Origin of the sequence: Paraburkholderia sp. UYCP14C, from assembly GCF_004197395.1 — a bacterium.
Taxonomy (GTDB): Bacteria; Pseudomonadota; Gammaproteobacteria; order Burkholderiales; family Burkholderiaceae; genus Paraburkholderia.
This window is the reverse complement of record NZ_SELS01000007.1, coordinates 176,461-193,382: the sequence shown is the minus strand read 5'-3', so window position 1 is coordinate 193,382 and position 16,922 is coordinate 176,461. Positions and strand designations below refer to the sequence as shown.

16 protein-coding genes and 1 pseudogene are annotated in these 16,922 nt (G+C 64.3%); 12 read left to right on the top strand and 5 right to left on the bottom strand.

Annotated features, from left to right (window positions below; all coding sequences use genetic code 11):
- Positions 1–51 precede the first annotated feature (51 nt).
- From otnI to pcaF, 3 genes are all read left to right on the top strand, one after another.
- Positions 52–852, top strand: a complete 801-nt coding sequence (gene otnI, locus EVC45_RS09185) for a 2-oxo-tetronate isomerase (RefSeq protein ID WP_129957675.1) — start codon at positions 52–54, stop codon at positions 850–852.
- A 33-nt stretch (positions 853–885) separates the two neighbouring features.
- The gene (denD, locus tag EVC45_RS09180) at positions 886–1,866 is read left to right on the top strand and encodes a D-erythronate dehydrogenase (RefSeq protein WP_129957674.1); all 981 of its coding nucleotides are present in this window, start codon (positions 886–888) and stop codon (positions 1,864–1,866) included.
- Positions 1,867–2,241: 375 nt separating this feature from the next.
- Positions 2,242–3,444 (top strand): 3-oxoadipyl-CoA thiolase, encoded by a 1,203-nt coding sequence (gene pcaF / locus EVC45_RS09175; RefSeq protein ID WP_129957673.1) that lies wholly within the window; start codon positions 2,242–2,244, stop codon positions 3,442–3,444.
- Between the two features lie 160 nt (positions 3,445–3,604).
- Here pcaF and dmeF read toward each other — a convergent pair whose 3' ends face one another.
- Together dmeF and EVC45_RS09165 are read right to left on the bottom strand one after the other, a co-directional pair.
- Entirely contained in the window at positions 3,605–4,537 is a 933-nt protein-coding gene (gene dmeF / locus EVC45_RS09170; RefSeq protein ID WP_129957672.1) for a CDF family Co(II)/Ni(II) efflux transporter DmeF, read from the bottom strand.
- A gap of 7 nt (positions 4,538–4,544) precedes the next feature.
- Positions 4,545–4,820: a metal/formaldehyde-sensitive transcriptional repressor gene (locus EVC45_RS09165; RefSeq protein WP_129957671.1), complete on the bottom strand. Its 276-nt coding sequence runs from the start codon at positions 4,818–4,820 to the stop codon at positions 4,545–4,547.
- Between the two features lie 166 nt (positions 4,821–4,986).
- Between EVC45_RS09165 and EVC45_RS09160 the strand changes: the two genes are divergently transcribed.
- From EVC45_RS09160 to EVC45_RS09150, 3 genes are all read left to right on the top strand, one after another.
- Positions 4,987–5,565, top strand: coding sequence for a hypothetical protein (locus EVC45_RS09160; RefSeq protein ID WP_129957670.1), 579 nt, complete (start codon positions 4,987–4,989; stop codon positions 5,563–5,565).
- Between the two features lie 227 nt (positions 5,566–5,792).
- Complete coding sequence (locus EVC45_RS09155) at positions 5,793–6,782, top strand: hypothetical protein (RefSeq protein ID WP_248295073.1); 990 nt, start codon at positions 5,793–5,795, stop codon at positions 6,780–6,782.
- Positions 6,783–6,907: 125 nt separating this feature from the next.
- Positions 6,908–7,222, top strand: coding sequence for a hypothetical protein (locus EVC45_RS09150; protein ID WP_248295072.1), 315 nt, complete (start codon positions 6,908–6,910; stop codon positions 7,220–7,222).
- On the opposite strand, the gene EVC45_RS09145 is transcribed toward EVC45_RS09150, so the two are convergent.
- Together EVC45_RS09145 and EVC45_RS09140 are read right to left on the bottom strand one after the other, a co-directional pair.
- Positions 7,214–7,711, bottom strand: a complete 498-nt coding sequence (locus EVC45_RS09145) for a GNAT family N-acetyltransferase (RefSeq protein ID WP_129957668.1) — start codon at positions 7,709–7,711, stop codon at positions 7,214–7,216. The two genes, EVC45_RS09150 and EVC45_RS09145, sit on opposite strands and share 9 nt — an antisense overlap.
- 13 nt (positions 7,712–7,724) lie before the next feature.
- Entirely contained in the window at positions 7,725–8,933 is a 1,209-nt protein-coding gene (locus tag EVC45_RS09140) for a sensor histidine kinase (RefSeq protein WP_129957667.1), read from the bottom strand.
- A 235-nt stretch (positions 8,934–9,168) separates the two neighbouring features.
- On the opposite strand from EVC45_RS09140, the gene EVC45_RS09135 reads away from it, so the two are divergent.
- Positions 9,169–9,510, top strand: a complete 342-nt coding sequence (locus EVC45_RS09135; protein ID WP_248295071.1) for a PleD family two-component system response regulator — start codon at positions 9,169–9,171, stop codon at positions 9,508–9,510.
- Between the two features lie 37 nt (positions 9,511–9,547).
- Here EVC45_RS09135 and EVC45_RS09130 read toward each other — a convergent pair whose 3' ends face one another.
- Positions 9,548–10,474 carry a LysR family transcriptional regulator gene (locus EVC45_RS09130; protein ID WP_129957665.1) on the bottom strand — a complete coding sequence of 309 codons (927 nt, stop codon included), beginning with the start codon at positions 10,472–10,474 and terminating at the stop codon, positions 9,548–9,550.
- Positions 10,475–10,580: 106 nt separating this feature from the next.
- Between EVC45_RS09130 and EVC45_RS09125 the strand changes: the two genes are divergently transcribed.
- The 5 genes and pseudogenes from EVC45_RS09125 (at position 10,581) to EVC45_RS09105 (ending at position 16,830) form a co-directional block, all read left to right on the top strand.
- Positions 10,581–11,456: an aldo/keto reductase family oxidoreductase gene (locus tag EVC45_RS09125; protein WP_129957664.1), complete on the top strand. Its 876-nt coding sequence runs from the start codon at positions 10,581–10,583 to the stop codon at positions 11,454–11,456.
- Between the two features lie 230 nt (positions 11,457–11,686).
- Positions 11,687–14,938 (top strand): annotated as a pseudogene (locus EVC45_RS09120) (filamentous hemagglutinin N-terminal domain-containing protein); the annotation flags it as partial.
- A 107-nt stretch (positions 14,939–15,045) separates the two neighbouring features.
- On the top strand, positions 15,046–15,726 hold the full coding sequence (locus EVC45_RS09115) for a CsgG/HfaB family protein (RefSeq protein ID WP_129957662.1): 681 nt from the start codon (positions 15,046–15,048) through the stop codon (positions 15,724–15,726).
- A gap of 68 nt (positions 15,727–15,794) precedes the next feature.
- Positions 15,795–16,151 (top strand): DUF4810 domain-containing protein, encoded by a 357-nt coding sequence (locus EVC45_RS09110; protein ID WP_129957729.1) that lies wholly within the window; start codon positions 15,795–15,797, stop codon positions 16,149–16,151.
- Between the two features lie 10 nt (positions 16,152–16,161).
- Positions 16,162–16,830 carry a DUF799 domain-containing protein gene (locus tag EVC45_RS09105; RefSeq protein ID WP_129957661.1) on the top strand — a complete coding sequence of 223 codons (669 nt, stop codon included), beginning with the start codon at positions 16,162–16,164 and terminating at the stop codon, positions 16,828–16,830.
- Positions 16,831–16,922: the final 92 nt, after the last annotated feature.

Below are 16,922 nucleotides of genomic sequence, written 5' to 3'. Positions count from 1 at the left end.
GACCGATCAACGCCGCGCACCGTATCGCACTGTCCTGAAGGAGCTGCCGCCATGCCCCGCTTCGCCGCCAATCTGTCGATGATGTACAACGAGCACGCGTTCCTCGACCGTTTCGCCGCCGCCGCGCGCGACGGTTTCGACGCGGTCGAATTTCTGTTCCCCTACGAGTTTCGCGCGGGCGAGTTGAAGGCGCGGCTCGACGCGCACGGTCTCACGCAGGCGCTGTTCAATGCGCCGCCCGGCGACTGGAGCGGCGGCGAGCGTGGGCTCGCGTCGTTGCCGGGCCGCGAGGACGAGTTCCGCCGCAGCATCGACACCGCGCTCGAGTACGTGCGCGTGCTCGGCAATCGCAAGCTGCATGTGATGGCGGGGTTGCTCGCCGGCGATCAGGCAGGCGAAACGCAGCGCAAGACACAACGCGACGTGTATCTGAAGAACCTTGCCTATGCCGCGCAAGCCGCGCAAGCGGAACAGATCACGGTCGTCATCGAGCCGATCAATACGCGCGACATGCCCGGCTATTTCCTCAATCGACAGGACGACGCGCAAGCGATCTGCGCCGAAGTCGGCGCGCCGAATCTGAAGGTGCAGTTCGATTGCTATCACTGCCAGATCGTCGAGGGCGATCTCGCGATGAAGCTCAAACGCGACATGGCAGGCATCGGTCACATCCAGGTCGCGGGCGTACCGGAGCGGCACGAGCCCGACATCGGCGAGCTGAACTATCCGTACCTGTTCGATCTGATCGATGCGCTCGGCTACGACGGCTATATCGGCTGCGAATACCGGCCGCGCGCGGGGACCTCGGCGGGGCTTGGCTGGCTGAAGCCTTATCTCGATGCGACGCGCTGACTTTTTCCGACCACGACTGACGGACACGTAACCATGAAAGTACTGATCACCGGCGGCGCCGGTTTTCTCGGTCAGCGTCTCGCGCGCGAACTGCTCGCGCGTGGCGCGCTGAAAGATGCGCACGGCGCGCCGCAAGCGATTACCGGGCTGGTGCTGCTCGACGTCGTGCGCGCGCACGATTTCGGCGATGCGCGCGTGCGCACCGAAGTCGGCGATATTGCGGAGCGCAGCGTGCTCGAACGCGTGATCGACGCTCAAACGTCGGCGATCTTTCATCTCGCCGCGATCGTCAGCGGCCAGGCCGAGGCGGACTTCGATCTCGGCATGCGCATCAATCTCGATGCGTCGCGGCTGCTGCTCGAGATTTGCCGCCAGCGCGGGCATCAGCCGCGCGTCGTGTTCACCAGTTCAGTGGCGGTCTACGGTGGTGATCTGCCCACGGTCGTGCAGGACGACACCGCACTGAATCCGCAGTCGTCGTACGGCGCGCAGAAGGCGATCGCGGAGTTGCTGCTCAACGACTATTCGCGGCGCGGTTTCGTCGACGGTCGCGTGCTGCGATTGCCGACCATCAGCGTGCGGCCGGGGCGGCCGAATGCGGCGGCGTCGTCGTTCGCGAGCGGGATCATCCGCGAGCCGCTCAATGGCGAGGAGGCCGTGTGTCCGGTCGTCGGCTCGACGCGGCTGTGGCTGCTGTCGCCGCGCAAGGCGATCGACAGCCTGATCGCCGGTCTCGAACTCGATGGCGCCGCGCTCGGCAAGCAGCGCGCGGTGAATCTGCCGGGCTTGTCGGTCAGCGTCGACGAAATGATCGCGGCACTGCGCGAGGTCGCGGGCGATGTGGTCGCGAGCCGCATCGTGCGGCAGCCCGACGAGCGCATCGAGAAGATCGTCGGCAGCTGGCCCGGCGCGTGGGATACGTCGCGCGCCGAACGGCTCGGGCTCGCGGCCGAGCGCAGTTTTGCGGACGTGATCCGTGGCTACATCGCCGATGAAGGAATCGAAGTTCGCTGAAGATCATCCCCTCCGCGTATTCCCTGGTGTCGCCTGGCACGGCTGCGGCCGTGCTTGACACACTTTCGCGCCCACGCCTATTATCGTGGCTGTTTTGTTCGATATATGACCTTGTGTTCGTATATAGAACATAAGGTCGGGCGAGGGGAAAACGCAACTGCCGCAACAGCGGTATCGGTCGTCAATCCCAAGCCCATCGTTCACGATCCTGCGCTAAGCTGCTCCGACGTGTCGGCCGCCGCGCCGGCGGCGTTTTGCAGCTGCCCGTTCGCGGCCGTTGGCCCCCGGGCCGATGCCCCGGCGCATCGAACCGGCGTCATCGGCACACAGCAGGCCGCGGCTCAGCGCACGCAGCATCTCAACTGGAGACATCCCATGACCGAAGCATTCCTGTGCGACGCGATTCGCACCCCCATTGGCCGCTATGCGGGTTCGCTGTCGTCGGTGCGCGCCGACGACCTGGGCGCGGTGCCGCTCAAGGCGCTGATGGAGCGCAACAAGAACGTCGACTGGACCGCGATCGACGACGTGATCTACGGCTGCGCGAACCAGGCGGGTGACGATAACCGCAACGTCGCGCGCATGTCGCTGCTGCTCGCGGGTCTGCCGAAGGACGTGCCGGGCTCGACGGTTAACCGCCTGTGCGGCTCGGGCATGGATGCGGTGGGCATCGCCGCGCGCGCGATCAAGTCGGGCGAGGCCGCGCTGATGGTCGCGGGCGGCGTCGAAAGCATGAGCCGTGCGCCGTTCGTGATGCCCAAGGCGACCAGCGCGTTCTCGCGTCAGAACGAGGTCTACGACACGACGATCGGCTGGCGTTTCGTGAACCCCCTGATGAAGAAGCTGTACGGCGTCGACTCGATGCCGGAAACCGGCGAAAACGTCGCCACCGACTACAACATCAGCCGCGCCGACCAGGACGCGTTCGCGCTGCGCAGCCAGCAGAAGGCGGCGCGCGCGCAACGCGACGGCACGCTCGCGCAGGAAATCGTCGGCGTGACGATCGCGCAGAAGAAGGGCGATCCGATCACGGTCACGCAGGACGAGCATCCGCGCGAAACCAGCCTCGAAACGCTCGCGAAGCTGAAGGGCGTGGTGCGTCCGGACGGCACGGTGACGGCCGGTAACGCATCGGGCGTGAACGACGGCGCGGCCGCGTTGCTGCTCGCCAATGAAGAAACCGCGAAGCGCTTCGGCCTCACGCCGCGCGCTCGAGTGCTCGGCGTGGCTACCGCCGGCGTCGACCCGCGCGTGATGGGCATCGGCCCGGCGCCCGCGACGCAGAAGCTGCTCGCACGCCTCGGCATGAAGATCGACCAGTTCGACGTGATCGAGCTGAACGAAGCGTTCGCGTCGCAAGGCATCGCGGTGCTGCGCGCGCTCGGCGTCGCCGACGACGATCCTCGCGTGAACCCGAACGGCGGCGCCATTGCGCTTGGCCACCCGCTCGGCATGAGCGGCGCGCGTCTGGTGACGACCGCGACGTATCAGCTGCAACGCACGCAGGGCCGCTTCGCGCTGTGCACCATGTGTATCGGCGTCGGCCAGGGTATCGCGATCGCGATCGAGCGCGTGTGATGCGTGAGCTGGTTTAGCGCGAGGTCCGGTCCTCGCGCTGCTGTGCGGGTCACCGCGCAAGCTGGATATTAAAAGGCAGAAGGGCCGGCGAGTCGTCGAGACACGCCGGCCCTTTGTTTTGAGTGCGCCTGCTTGCGCCTGCTTGCTCCGGGAGCAGGCGTTATGACGCCGCTTCGACGGTCAGATGCATGACCTCGTGCACCGGCGCGAGCCGCGCGCGGATCGTCTCCGCCGTGACGTCGCCCCGCGTGTGCACACTGACGATCGCCGCTCGCGCCTGCGGGCCGATCTGCCAGACGTGCAGGTCGGCGATCTCGGCGTCGCCGTGCGAATCCAGGATTTCGCGGATTTCGCCGGCAACGTGTTCGTCGGTTTTGTCGAGCAGCACGCCGGCCGTGTCGCGCATTAACGTCCATGCCCAGCGCGCGATGACGATCGATCCGACGATGCCCATCAGCGGGTCCAGCCAGACCCACCCGAGATAGCGGCCGGCCAGCAGGGCCACGATCGCCAGCACCGAGGTCAGCGCGTCGGCGAGCACGTGCACGTAGGCGGAGCGCAGATTGTTGTCGGACCCATGCGCATGGCTGTGATGATGGTGATGATGGTCGTGGTCGTGATCATGATGCCCATGGTGCGCATGGCCGCCCGACAACAGCAACGCGCTGACGATGTTCACGACCAGCCCGATCGCCGCGATCACCGCAGCCTGCCCGAACGCCACGCCGGTGGGGTGAATGAGCCGGATCGCCGATTCGATGCCGATGCCAAGCGACACCAGCGCGAGAATCAACGCGGAAGCGAAGCCGGCAAGCTCGCCTACCTTTCCGGTTCCGAAACTGAAAGCGCGGTTTGCCGTGTTGCGTCTCGCGAACGCATACGCGAGCGCTGCAATGCCGAGCGCGCCGGCGTGCGTCGCCATGTGGAAGCCGTCGGCGAGCAGCGCCATCGAGCCGGTCATGTAACCGGCCGCGATCTCGCCGATCATCATGGCCACCGTGAGTGCGACGACGGAGCGGGTCCGGCGCGCGTTTTCGTCGTGCGAGCTGCCGAGAAACGAGTGCTCGTGCTTGCGGATGAGATTGTCAGTCATACAAAACCTATTTCGAATAGCGGCGGATTGCCTCGATCAATGCATCTACTCCCTTCTTGCGCTGGCTGGCCGTCAGGTCGGGATGCGCGACATGCTCGCGCGCGTGCGCCTCGACGATCTCGTCGAGCAGGCCGTTCATCGCGCCGCGTGTCGCGGCCACCAGATGCAGGACTTTTTCGCAATCGGCGTCCGACTCCAGTGAACGCTCGATAGCCTGAACCTGGCCCGCGATGCGGCGAACGCGTTTCAGCAAGTCGTCTTTGTGATCGCTCAGATGTGACATACGTATACCCCCTATGGGTATGCATGATAACACGGCGACGAGATGTTGCTCGTGGCGGGGCCGGCGGTCAGGCCCATGCGTACACCGGCCAACCGTTCGCGTCATACTGTTCGAGGTGGTTGTCCAAAGACGTGGAGTATTTCAACCTTGCTCGAGGAGAACGCGGATGAAAGCAGCGACGATAGGTGCCGTACTGGTCATCGCGGTGGTGGCCACAGCCCAGCCGGTGCGCGCGCAGGACAACATGGCGAGCACCGCGCAAGCGGTGCTCAGCGCGGCGCAGCCGGTGCACATGACGGCGGAGATCGTCGGCATCGATGCGGGCAACCGCGCGCTGACGCTGAAGGGTTCGGGCGGCAACGTCGCGATCGTGCTCGTCAGCCAGCAGGTCGCCGGCTTCGATCAGCTGAAGATCGGCGACCACGTCGACGTGCTCTACAAGAACGCGTTGCTCACGAAGGCCGAGAAGGTCAGCGGCGCGGGCAAGGGAATTCGCGAGCGGGTCGACAAACAGAGCTATACGCCCGCGTCGGGCGGCTACGAGTCGACGCGACAGACTGAAGTGCTCGCTACCGTGCTGAAGATCGATCGCAAGCAGCGCCTCGTGACATTGCGCGGCGCGTATCAGACGCAGACTTTCGAAGCCGCGCCCGACGTCGATCTGAGCGACGTGAAGGTCGGCGATACCTTGCATGCGGTGTTCGTCTCGGCCGCCGCGGTGCAGGTGACGCCAGTGGGGCAGTGAGCGGCCGCGCTCGCAGCCGATTTCCGTTGCGTCAGATGTTTCGCAAACTATGTCGAAATATGTCGCGGGTTGCGCCGAATGGCCGCAAAGCCTTGCCTGGCGGGCCCGCGTCGCGGTGAAACAGCGCGACATATCTTCCGTGATGATTTCCGACGGGTGTCCTTCTATAGTCCGTTCGTCGCCACGCCGCAGTGACGCAAGTGGCCCGAATCCAGCAAGGACATACCGTGAAAAATCGCACACTCGCAGGTTCCGACAAGATCCACGCCAGCATCGCGCGCAGCGCGCTGCGCAAGGTGGTGTTCGGCGCGGCCGCCGCCGTGCTCGCGCTCGGCAGCGCATCCGCGTTCGCATGGTCGGGTCACGGCACCGCGTACACGTCACGCGGCACCTATAACGGCGCGCACTACGGCTCGTGCGGCAGCGGCAGCTGCTCGCATGCGGGCAGCGTGGCCGGCCCTTACGGCGGCTTCGCAAGCAACACCGGCACGGTCACGCGCACGGCACCCGGCCAGTTCTCGAACTCGGGCACCGCGACGGGCCGCTACGGCAACACGGTGCAGCACTCGGGCGACACCAGCTGCGCGGGCGGCTCCTGCTCGCATACCGGCACGCTGACCGGCCCTGACGGCAAAACGGCGACGACGTCGGGCGACGTGACGCGCACCGCGCCGGGCCAGTATTCGTCGTCCGGCTCGATCACGGGGTCGAACGGCAACACGGTCAATCATTCGGCGTCGACGAATTGCGCGGGTTCGACCTGCGCGCGCTCGGGCACGGTGACGGGGCCGGACAACAACAGCGTCTATCACTCGGGCACCGCGACGCGGGTCGCGCCCGGCGTCGTGACGACGTCGACGAGCGTGACCGGCACGCACGGCAATACGGTGACGTCGAGCGGCACGGTGGTCACAGGCGGTGTGGTGGTTGCGGGCGGGACCACGACGACGACCGGCACGACCGTGGTCGTCGCGCCGAAGCCGGTGGTGGTCGCGCCGCCGCCGGCGGTCGTCATGCCGCCGCCGGTCGTCTACGTGCCGCCGAAGCCCGTCGTGGTGGTACCGCCGCCGGCCTATGTGCCGCCGCCCCCGGTGGTGTACGTGCCGCCGCCGGCCGTCTACGTCGCGCCGCGGCCCGTGTATGTCGCGCCGCGGCCTGCCGTCTGGGTGCCGGGCCATTGGGTCGGGCGCGTGTGGGTGCCGGCGCATTGGGCCTGACGATGAGCGCGGCGATGCGAATCAGAGCCTGCGTCGAATCGTGGCGGTCACGCCGCGCTGCGCGGTACGACGCAATGTGCGGAATCGCTGGCGCGTGCCCACCGTCTGTCGAGACGGCACGTCGCTTGCGAGCGGAAGGGGCTGCGTGGCGCGGGCTCTGCAAAACGGCCACGCTAGCGACGCTCGTCGTGGCGGCGTTGCTCGCGATCGATGCAGTCATCGACGCCAGCGACGCGAGCCTCGCCCTGCGCGCGAACCCCGACGCCGGCGCGGCTAGCGACTGTTCCGCGCGCTACGCCGCGATGCTCGATCTGGCCGAACTGGCGCGGCGTGACGGCAAATCGTCCGAAGTGGTCGTGCGTGGATTGAGCGCGCAGAACGGCGCGATGAGCGGGTGCCTGAACGCAGGCCGGAGCATGCCTGCACCGCAATTACATTGAACGCGGCCGGGTCAGATCGCATTCCAGAAAAATCGCGCCGGGGATCGGATTGAAGACGTAGGCGTCGATCTGTTCGAAACCCAGCGATGCGTAGAGGGCGAGGGCCGCTTGCATCGTCGGCAGCGTGTCGAGTCGCATGCGCCGATAGCCTGCTTCTTGCGCCGTTGCGCAGATCCGCGTGGCGAGTTGCCGCCCCACGTGCAGACCGCGTCCCGCCGGACGCACATACAGGCGTTTCATTTCGCAGGTCGAGTCGCCGATCGGACGCATCGCGACGCAGCCGACGATACCGCCAGGATCGTCGTCGGTATCGTCGCTCGCGAGCAGCACGCGGCCGCGCGGTGCCGCGAATTTGCCCGGCAGTCCGGCGAGTTCGTCGTCGAATTGCTGGAAGGCGAGATCGATGCCGAGACTCTCCGCGTACTCGCGGAAGATGGTCCGTACAACCTCGATCTGCTCCGGGAAGCGGGCAGTGTGCAGATGGATCATGCGATGGATCGGCTCACTGAACGCGCAGCGGAAACCGGATCTCGAACGTGGTCCCCACACCCTCGCGCGACGCAAACCCGATCTGCCCACCGAGCACGCGGCATAGCTCCCTGACGATCGCGAGCCCGAGCCCTGTGCCTGGAATCTCCTCGCCGGCCGCCCGCTCGAACTCGTCGAACACGCGTTCCGCGTCGGCGGCCGCAATGCCGACGCCGGTGTCGGACACGCGAATCGTCCAGTGTTCGGCGCCATGCGTCGCGAACTGGAATTCGACTTGCCCCGACTTCGTGTACTTGATCGCGTTGCTCAACAGATTGACCGCGATCTGCTTGAGCTTCAGCCGATTCGACGTGACGACCGGCAGCGCCGGGTCGAACGCGCTGCGCAACGCGAGTCCCTTCGCGTCGATCGACGGCTGCGTCGACGCGACGAGTTCGTCGAACAGTTCGCGCAAATCGACGTCTTCGAGCTCGAGCGGCGCCGAGTCGCCAAGCACGACCGAGTACTCGACCATCTGGTCGACGAGTTGCTTCATGTCGGCGGCCTGACGGTTCGCGAGCGTCAACGCGGTATCCGCTTTCGACGGCGCACGCTCGATCAGTTGCAGCGCGACGGAAAACGCGTTCAGAAAATTACGCAGATCGTGCGCGACGCTGCGCGTGATCTGCATTCGCGATTCGTACAGATCGCCGACCAGCCGTTGTTTGAGCGTCAACTCGTGATTCGCGTGTTCGAGCCGTCCCGTGTATTCGTTGATCGTGCGATCGCGTTCGCCGACCACTTCCTTGATCGACGCATACGTGACCACGCTGAATGCTTCGGCGATCAGGCGCCGCGCGCGGCTCTCGTGGCGGCGCGTGCACGTCCTGTCGCGCTCGACGAATTCTTCGAGCCCTTCGATGAGCACCTGCTGAAACAGGTCCAGTTCGCGCACCAGCTCTTCGATCCGGTAGCCCTGCTGCCAACGGACATTGCCGTGCTTCTTCGCGTCGCGTTCGATCGACGTTTCGACGCGCTCCAGATCTTCCGCATCGAGCGCCACGCAGAGCTCTTCGAGAATTTCCGGCAGATGGTCGGCCAGTTGCTGGTAGGTGAGCTTGTCCGCTTCAACGAGATCGGCGTCGATGGAGACGGCATTCATCCATTGCCGCGTCAGGCGGCCTCGTTCCGCGCGGATGAAGTTGGCGAAATTGCGCAGCGGGCTCACACGTCTGTCGGTCATGATGGATACCGGAATGGAGTTTCTACAACATACAAACGCGCGAACGGTTCCGAACGGCTCGATTTGCGCTGACCGCGCGGGCCCGTTTTGCCGCCGATCGGCCAGGCGACCGATGCGCGCCGCCAACTCGCGTCATTATCCGCGCAATTGCCGCTTGTGGAACACGTCTTGCGGAGCTCTCATCAGACAAAGAATCTAATTTCGTCCGTGAACCATGACGTACTCGATATTGCTGGTGGACGACGAACCAGAAATTCTGGCCGCATGGCGGCTGATTCTGGAAAACGAAGGGTATCAGGTGAGTTGCGCGAGCAACGGCGCCGAAGCACTCGCGTGTGTCGTCGCTCACGTTCCCGACCTGATTATCACCGACTGGATGATGCCGATCATGGACGGCGCGGAGTTGTGCCGCCGGTTGAGATCGATGCCGCTTTCCGTCAACGTGCCGATTCTGGTGCATACCGCGGTGCCGCCGTCGGAGCGCGACGCGCACTACTGGAACGCGTGTTTGCTGAAGCCGATCGGCGCGGATCGCTTTCTGACCACGATCGCGAAACTATGCACGCCACGGTGCTGATACCGCACGAGCCGCCGCAACCACCGTTTTGATTGCATCATCTGCGTGCCACGTCCTTATTCAGGAGACCTTCTGAGTCGGCTTTCAGGAAGTCGACGAACGCGCGCAGCGGCGCGGGCACATGACGATGGCCCGGATAATAAAGGAAGGGGCCTGAAAATCGCTGCCACCACGGTTCGAGAATCGCTTCGAGCGCGCCGCTGTTCAGATACGGACGCAGCATGTCTTCGAACAGGTGAATGATGCCGAGGCCCGCGATCGCGCCGCTGACCGCGAGGTCGATCGCGGCGCCCGGCCGCACCAGCAGCGGTCCGGTCGGATTCAATTGCAGCAGCTCACCGTCGCGCTCGAAGTACCAGGTCGGCATCGCGCCGCTCGCGAATTGCCCGCGCAGACAGGCATGCGCGAGCAGTTCGCTGGGATGCGCGGGACGGCCGTGCGCGTCGAGATAAGCGGGCGACGCGGCGGTCGCGAAGCGCTGCACGCGCGCGCCGATCGGCACCGCGATCATGTCCTGCTCGAGGCGTTCGTCGTAGCGAATGCCCGCGTCGCAACCGATCGACAGCACATCGACGAAACCATCCTCGACCACCACTTCCACGCGAATGTCCGGGAACTGCTTCAGAAAGCGCGCGAGTACGTCGGGCAGGACGATGCGCGCGACGCTCGACGGCACGTTGAGCTTCAGCGTGCCGGTCGGTTTGTCGCGAAAGCCGTTGAGCACGTCGAGCGCCGCTTCCATTTCGCCGAACAGCGGCGTCAGCTTCTCGATCAGGCGCAAGCCGGCTTCAGTCGGCGCGACGCTGCGCGTGGTGCGGTTCAGTAGACGTAGCCCGAGTTTCGTTTCGAGGCGCCGCACCGCGACGCTCAGACTCGACGCCGATACGCCGCTCACGCGCGCCGCGTCGCGAAAGCCGCCTGCGCGGGCGACCGAGACGAAGGCGGCCAGATCATTGAGTTCCATGACGATTGATTGTGCAGAATTTTGAACAACCCGTACACGTTAGACCGGTTTATTCAACAACGCAATCCGGCGATACTGCCGCTCATCACTTCACAAGGAGATCGTGATGCCGAACTTCAGCTCCATCGACACTTTCGCGCTAGCCGGCCGCCCGGTGCGGCGCATGGGCTATGGCGCGATGCAGCTGGCAGGCCCCGGCGTGTTCGGGCCGCCGAAGGACCGCGGCGCGGCGCTGGCGGTGCTGCGCGCGGCGGTCGAGTCGGGCGTCGACCACATCGATACCAGCGATTTTTACGGGCCGCACGTCACCAACCAGCTGATTCGCGAGGCGCTGCACCCGTATCCGCGCGATCTGACGATCGTCACGAAGGTCGGCGCGGTGCGCGACGGTGCCGGCGCGTGGTTGCCGGCGCAGGAGCCCGCCGATCTCGAGCGCGCCGTGCACGACAATCTGCGCAACCTCGGGCTCGACGCGCTCGACGTGGTCAACATGCGCGTGATGGGCAACGTGCACGAGCCGAGCGAGGGTTCGATCGAAAAGCAGGTGACGGCGCTCGCCGAGTTGCAGCAACGCGGGCTCGTGCGTCATGTCGGCCTGAGCAACGTGACGGCCGCGCAGATTGCCGAGGCGCAGCGCATCACGAAGCTCGTGTGCGTGCAGAACCACTACAACCTCGTGCATCGCGACGACGATGCGTTGATCGACGCGCTTGCGGAGCAGGGCATTGCGTACGTGCCGTTTTTTCCGCTGGGTGGCTTCACGCCGATTCAATCGTCGGAGCTGTCGGAGCTCGCGCGGAAACTTGACGCGACGCCGATGCAGGTCGCGCTCGCGTGGCTATTGCATCGGGCACCTAACATTCTGCTGATTCCGGGCACCTCTTCGGTTGCGCATCTGCGTGAAAACCTGCGGTCGGCGCAGTTGAAGCTGAGCGACGAGGTGCTCGATCAACTGGATGCGATCGGCGCTGAAAAGGGCTGAGGTTCGGTTTTGCAACTCGTGTTGCTTGCAACGGGCGACGGCGGTCGGGGGTCGCCGGCGTCCGGTCGAAAGCATCTCTTCGAACCATAAATGTTGTTCGCATGCTTATCGGTGACTTCTTAGTTTCAGACGGCCGTTGTTATTCGTCATCGCATTGACGTTTGTTGACGAACCATAGCCGTCCTTAGCGTTATGTTCTCCGTCGTACGGAGTTTGCACACGCTAAGAAAATGAACAAGAACACATTCAGGCTGGTCTATTGCCGACTTCGGGGCATGCTCGTCGCCGTCGCAGAAACTGCGGTAGGTCGCGGCGGGGGTGGTCGGCGAACCACGCCGTCGGTTGCGATCCGGTCACTTACTCTATTTGCAATGCGTGACGTGGCGTTTGCCGCGCTCGCACTGTTCGGCCTTGCGCCCGGGATGTCGGATGCGCAGATCGTGCCGTCTGGCGCGCACGCGCCGGGGGTCATCGGTACCGCGAATGGTCTGCCTCAAGTGAACATTACGAAGCCGTCGGGCGCCGGTGTCTCACTTAACACGTTTTCACAGTTTGACGTATCAAAGCAAGGCGCGATTCTCAACAACTCACCCGTTATAACGGGCACGCAGCTCGCAGGCCAGATAAGCGGTAATCCGAATTTCGGACCGAGCGACACCGCGAAGATCATCGTCAACCAGGTCAATAGTAATAACCCGTCACAGTTGCGCGGCTACGTCGAGGTCGCGGGGCAGAAGACCGCCGCGGTGGTGATCGCAAATTCGTCCGGCCTGGTCGTGGACGGCGGCGGTTTCATCAATACGTCGAAAGGAATTCTAACGACCGGCAATCCGCTGATTGACGGCAGCGGCAATCTGACCGGCTTTAACGTAACGGGCGGCACGATTACCGTGCAGGGCGCAGGCCTGAATGGCTCGAATATCGACGAGGTCGACCTGCTGGCGCGAGCCGTACAGGCTAATGCGGCGATCTACGCCAATACGCTGAACGTGACGACCGGCTCGAACAATATCGACTACGCGAGCCTGACACCGACGCGCATCGCCGGCAGCGGACCCGCACCCGCCGTCTCCATCGACGTCGCGCAGCTCGGCGGGATGTACGCGAACCGGATCACTTTGGTGGGCAACGAGAACGGCGTCGGGGTGGCGAACGCCGGTACGATTGCCGCGCAAGCCGGCGATCTCACGCTATCGACTTCGGGCCAGCTCGTGCAGTCGGGCAAGATGACCGCAAGCGGCAACGTCGATATCAACGCGGGAAGCTTTGCGAATAGCGGAACCGTTTATGCGCAGCAGAATACGACCATCGGTTCGTCCGGCGCGCTGACGAATAGCGGTACGCTCGCCGCGCAACGCAACATCACCGTCAACGCCGGCTCCGTCGATTCAACCGGTACTCTCGGCGCGGGCGTGAACAACGATGGTTCGGTCGGCAACTCGGGCGACCTCGATGTCTCTGCGGTCGGGCAGCTCAGCGCGACCGGGGAGAACGTCGCGGGCGGCAATGCGTCTCTGTCGGGCAGCGGCGTCAACCTCGCGGGCAGCGAGACGGCGGCGAACGGTAACGTATCGCTGACGGCGAATGCTGGCGATCTGAACCTGGCGGGCGCGACGACGAGCGCTGGCGGCTCGATCGTAGCGTATGCCACGGGTACGCTTGATAACGACAAAGGCTCGTTGACGGGGGGCGGCGTAACGCTTAACGCGGGCATCCTGTCGAACCAGGGCGGTGTAATTTCGGCGCAAGGCCCGCTCGTCGCGCAGGCGTCCCGCCAGCTCACGAACCAGGGTGGATCGATTGTCTCGCAGGGCGCGATGCAGGTGAGCGGTGGCGTCATCGCGAACGAGCAGGGGACGATTCAGAGCGCCGCCAGTCTGTCGGTCGCCGGGACGTCGCTCGACAGTACCGCGGGACGCATTACGTCACTGAACGGCGACGGTCTTTCGGTCACGACGACGGGCCAACTGGTGAATGCGGCAGGCACGACCGCAACTGGTGCACAGGGCGGCGTGATTGGCGGCAATGGTGCGGTGGCGCTGCAAGGCGGCACCATCGCCAATCACGGCACGGTATCGGCGCAGACGAACCTCCAGGTAAGCGCGCAATCGGTCGACAATAGCGGCGGCTCGCTCGGCGCGTCGGGCAACACGACGGTCAATGCCGGTTCATCTCTGACCAACAGCGGCGGTTTGATTACGGCCGGTCAGACGGTGACGGAAAGCGCGACCACGCTCGACAACAGCGCGGGATCTACGCAAGCCGCGCAGGTGTCGCTGAATGCGACAAACCTCGTCAATCACGCGGGAACGATTACGCAGACGGGTAGCGGGCCGATGAACGTCGCGGTATCGGGCACGCTCGACAATTCGGCCGGCGGCACGCTCCAGACGAACAGCAGCGACTTGACGCTCGCCCCGGCTACTCTCGACAACGATGGCGGGACGATCGTTCACGCGGGTACCGGCGTACTGACGCTTGATGCCGGCGCGGGGCCGATCTCGAACGCAGGCGGGACCATCCAGAGCAACGGGCAAGTCGTCGCCCAGGCAGGTACGCTCAACAACGCGGCGGGTCTGGTGCTCGGCCAGACTGGCCTGACGGCAACGGTCGGAAACACTGTCGACAACACGAACGGCAAGCTGCTTTCGAATGCGGACCTGAGTCTCGCGAGCGGGTCGCTGACCAATAACGGCGGTCAGATCGTCGCGCCGGATCTGGCGCTCGCAATCGGCTCGACGCTCGACAACAGCGGCGGCACCATTCAGGCGAACCAGCTTGCGCTGTCCGCGATAGACCTTCTGAATCACGGCGGCACAATCACGCAGTACGGCGTTTCGCCGATGAGCGTCAACGCCAGTAGTACGCTCGACAACTCGAACGGCGGCACGATCCAGACGAACAGTACGGACCTGACGCTCGCCCCGGCTATCCTCGACAACGACGGCGGCACGATCCTCGCCGCCGGCACGGGGACCGTGACGATTGCGCCGGGTAACGGTTCCGGGTCCTTCTCGAACGTAGGCGGCAAGATCACCGCTGCCGGCGATATCGTGGCGCAGGCCGGGAGTCTGGACAACGCGACCGGCGTACTCGCCGCGAAGGGCAATATCGCCACGAACGTCGCGGGAAATATCAACAATACGCAGGGCTCGATACGTTCGCTCACGTCCCTTTCGCTTGCAAGCGGCGGCACGCTGACGAATACGAACGGACAGATCCAGTCGGGCACGGGCGCGGCGGGCGATGCGGGCACGCTCGGCATTCAGGCCGCGTCCATCGACAATACGGGCGGTCTCGTGAGCAACCTGGGGACGGGAAATACGACCGTGCAGGGCGGCAGCCGGACCATCAACAGCGGCGGCGCAATCACAGGCAACGGCAATGTGGCCGTCGACACGTCATCGCTGTCCAATACGCAGGGCGGTCAACTGAGCGGTGCGAGCGTCGCGGTTCAGGCGGATATCTATGCACCATCCGGCTTTCCCGCACCAAGCGTGACGGTCGGCTTCCAGGTGAGCGCACAGCTCTGATATTCGCCCCGCCAACGCGAGTGGTCTTCTGTCGTTTCAACAAAGAGGAAAACTAAATGAAGTTATTAAAAAAGTATGGTATCGCAGCCATTTCCGTTGCCGTCGTCGTAGCGCTTGGCGGATGCGCAACCGAGTCATCACGCTCACTACCGGTGCCACCCGTCGCTAGTGCGCAGAAGCCAGCCGTGGGCCAACCCATCGGCGTTTCAGTCGGCAAGTTCGACAACCGTTCCAGCTATATGCGCGGCATCTTCTCGGACGGCATCGACCGTCTCGGTGGTCAGGCCAAAACCATTCTGATCACGTCGCTTCAGCAGAGCGGTCGCTTCAATGTGCTCGATCGTGACAACCTCGACGAAATCCGCCAGGAGGCAGGCTTCAGCAAAAAGGCGCAGTCGATCAAGGGTGCGCGCTTCGTCATCACAGGCGACGTAACGGAGTTCGGTCGCAAGGAGGTCGGCCATCAGCAGCTGTTTGGCATCCTCGGCCGCGGCAAGAATCAGGTGGCCTACGCAAAGGTCAGCCTGAACGTTGTCGACACGACGACATCGGAAGTCGTGGCGTCGAGCCAGGGCGCGGGAGAGTTCAGCCTTTCTAACCGTGAAGTCATCGGCTTCGGCGGCACGGCCAGCTACGACTCCACACTGAACGGCAAGGTACTCGATCTGGCGATCCAGGAGGCCGTCAATCACCTGGTCGAGCAGGTCGATGCAGGCACGCTCAAGGCCGCGCAGTAAGCGCGCCTTCACATTCAACCGCACCAACACTAAAGATGAAGACGCGATTCACGATGAACCATAGCCACATGATGCGGGGAATCTGTCTGCCGGTAACAGCGGCTGCGATGCTCCTCGCGGGATGCGCGGCCAACAGTCCCCCGCCGCTTTATCAGTGGACCGGCTACCAGCCGGCCGTATGCGACTACCTGAAAGGCGAAAAGGCGCCACAGGAACAGATCGACGCGCTTGAAAAGGCCCTCCAGGAGATCCGCGGCAAGGGGCACACGCCGCCGCCCGGGTTTCATGCACAACTGGGCATGCTGTACGCGAGCGTCGGCAACGACACCCAGGCCATGCAGGAGTTCGAAGCCGAGAAGCAGATGTTTCCGGAGTCCTCGACCTACATGGACTTCCTGATGAAGAAGAAACCGAAACAGCCCTGAGCGAGCCGCCATGTCCAAGATCCTTTCCTTCAAGCTCTGGTTTGCGCTGTCGACCGTTGCACTGCTTGCCGCGTGCGCGCAACAACCCGCGAGGCACGCCGACTACACGGCATTCAAGAACAGCCGGCCGCATTCGATCCTGTTGCTGCCGCCGACCAACGAAACAACGGACGTGCAGGCGACCAACGGCATGCTCTCGCAGATGACGATGCCGCTCGCCGAATCCGGCTACTACGTGATACCGGTGGCGGTGATGGACGAAACCTTCAGGCAGAACGGCCTGACGGCGGCCGCGGACATCGAGGCGACCACGCCCGCGAAGCTGCGCGAAATCTTCGGTGCCGACGCGGTCCTGTACTCGAAGATCACACAGTACGGCAGCGTGTACCGCGTGCTCGACAGTGCGACGGTCGTAACGGCGTCCGCTCGGCTGGTCGATCTCAAGTCCGGCGACGTGCTGTGGCAGGGTAGGGCAAGCGCCAACAGCAATGAGGGCAACAATTATGCTGGCTCTGGCCTGATCGGCATGCTGGTCACGGCGGCGGTCAAGCAGGTTGCGAGTTCGCTGACGGACAAGGGCCACGACATTGCCGGCGTGACGAGCTATCGGCTTCTGCAGGCCGGACCGCCGAATGGGCTGCTTTACGGGCCACGGTCGCCTAAGTACGGCACTGATTGAGCCTTCCCGATCGGTTCATCGATGGCACCGAGTTGCGAGCAGTCGGGGAGGGATTCGAAATGAATTGCAAGCGTAAGGTACGCACGAATGAG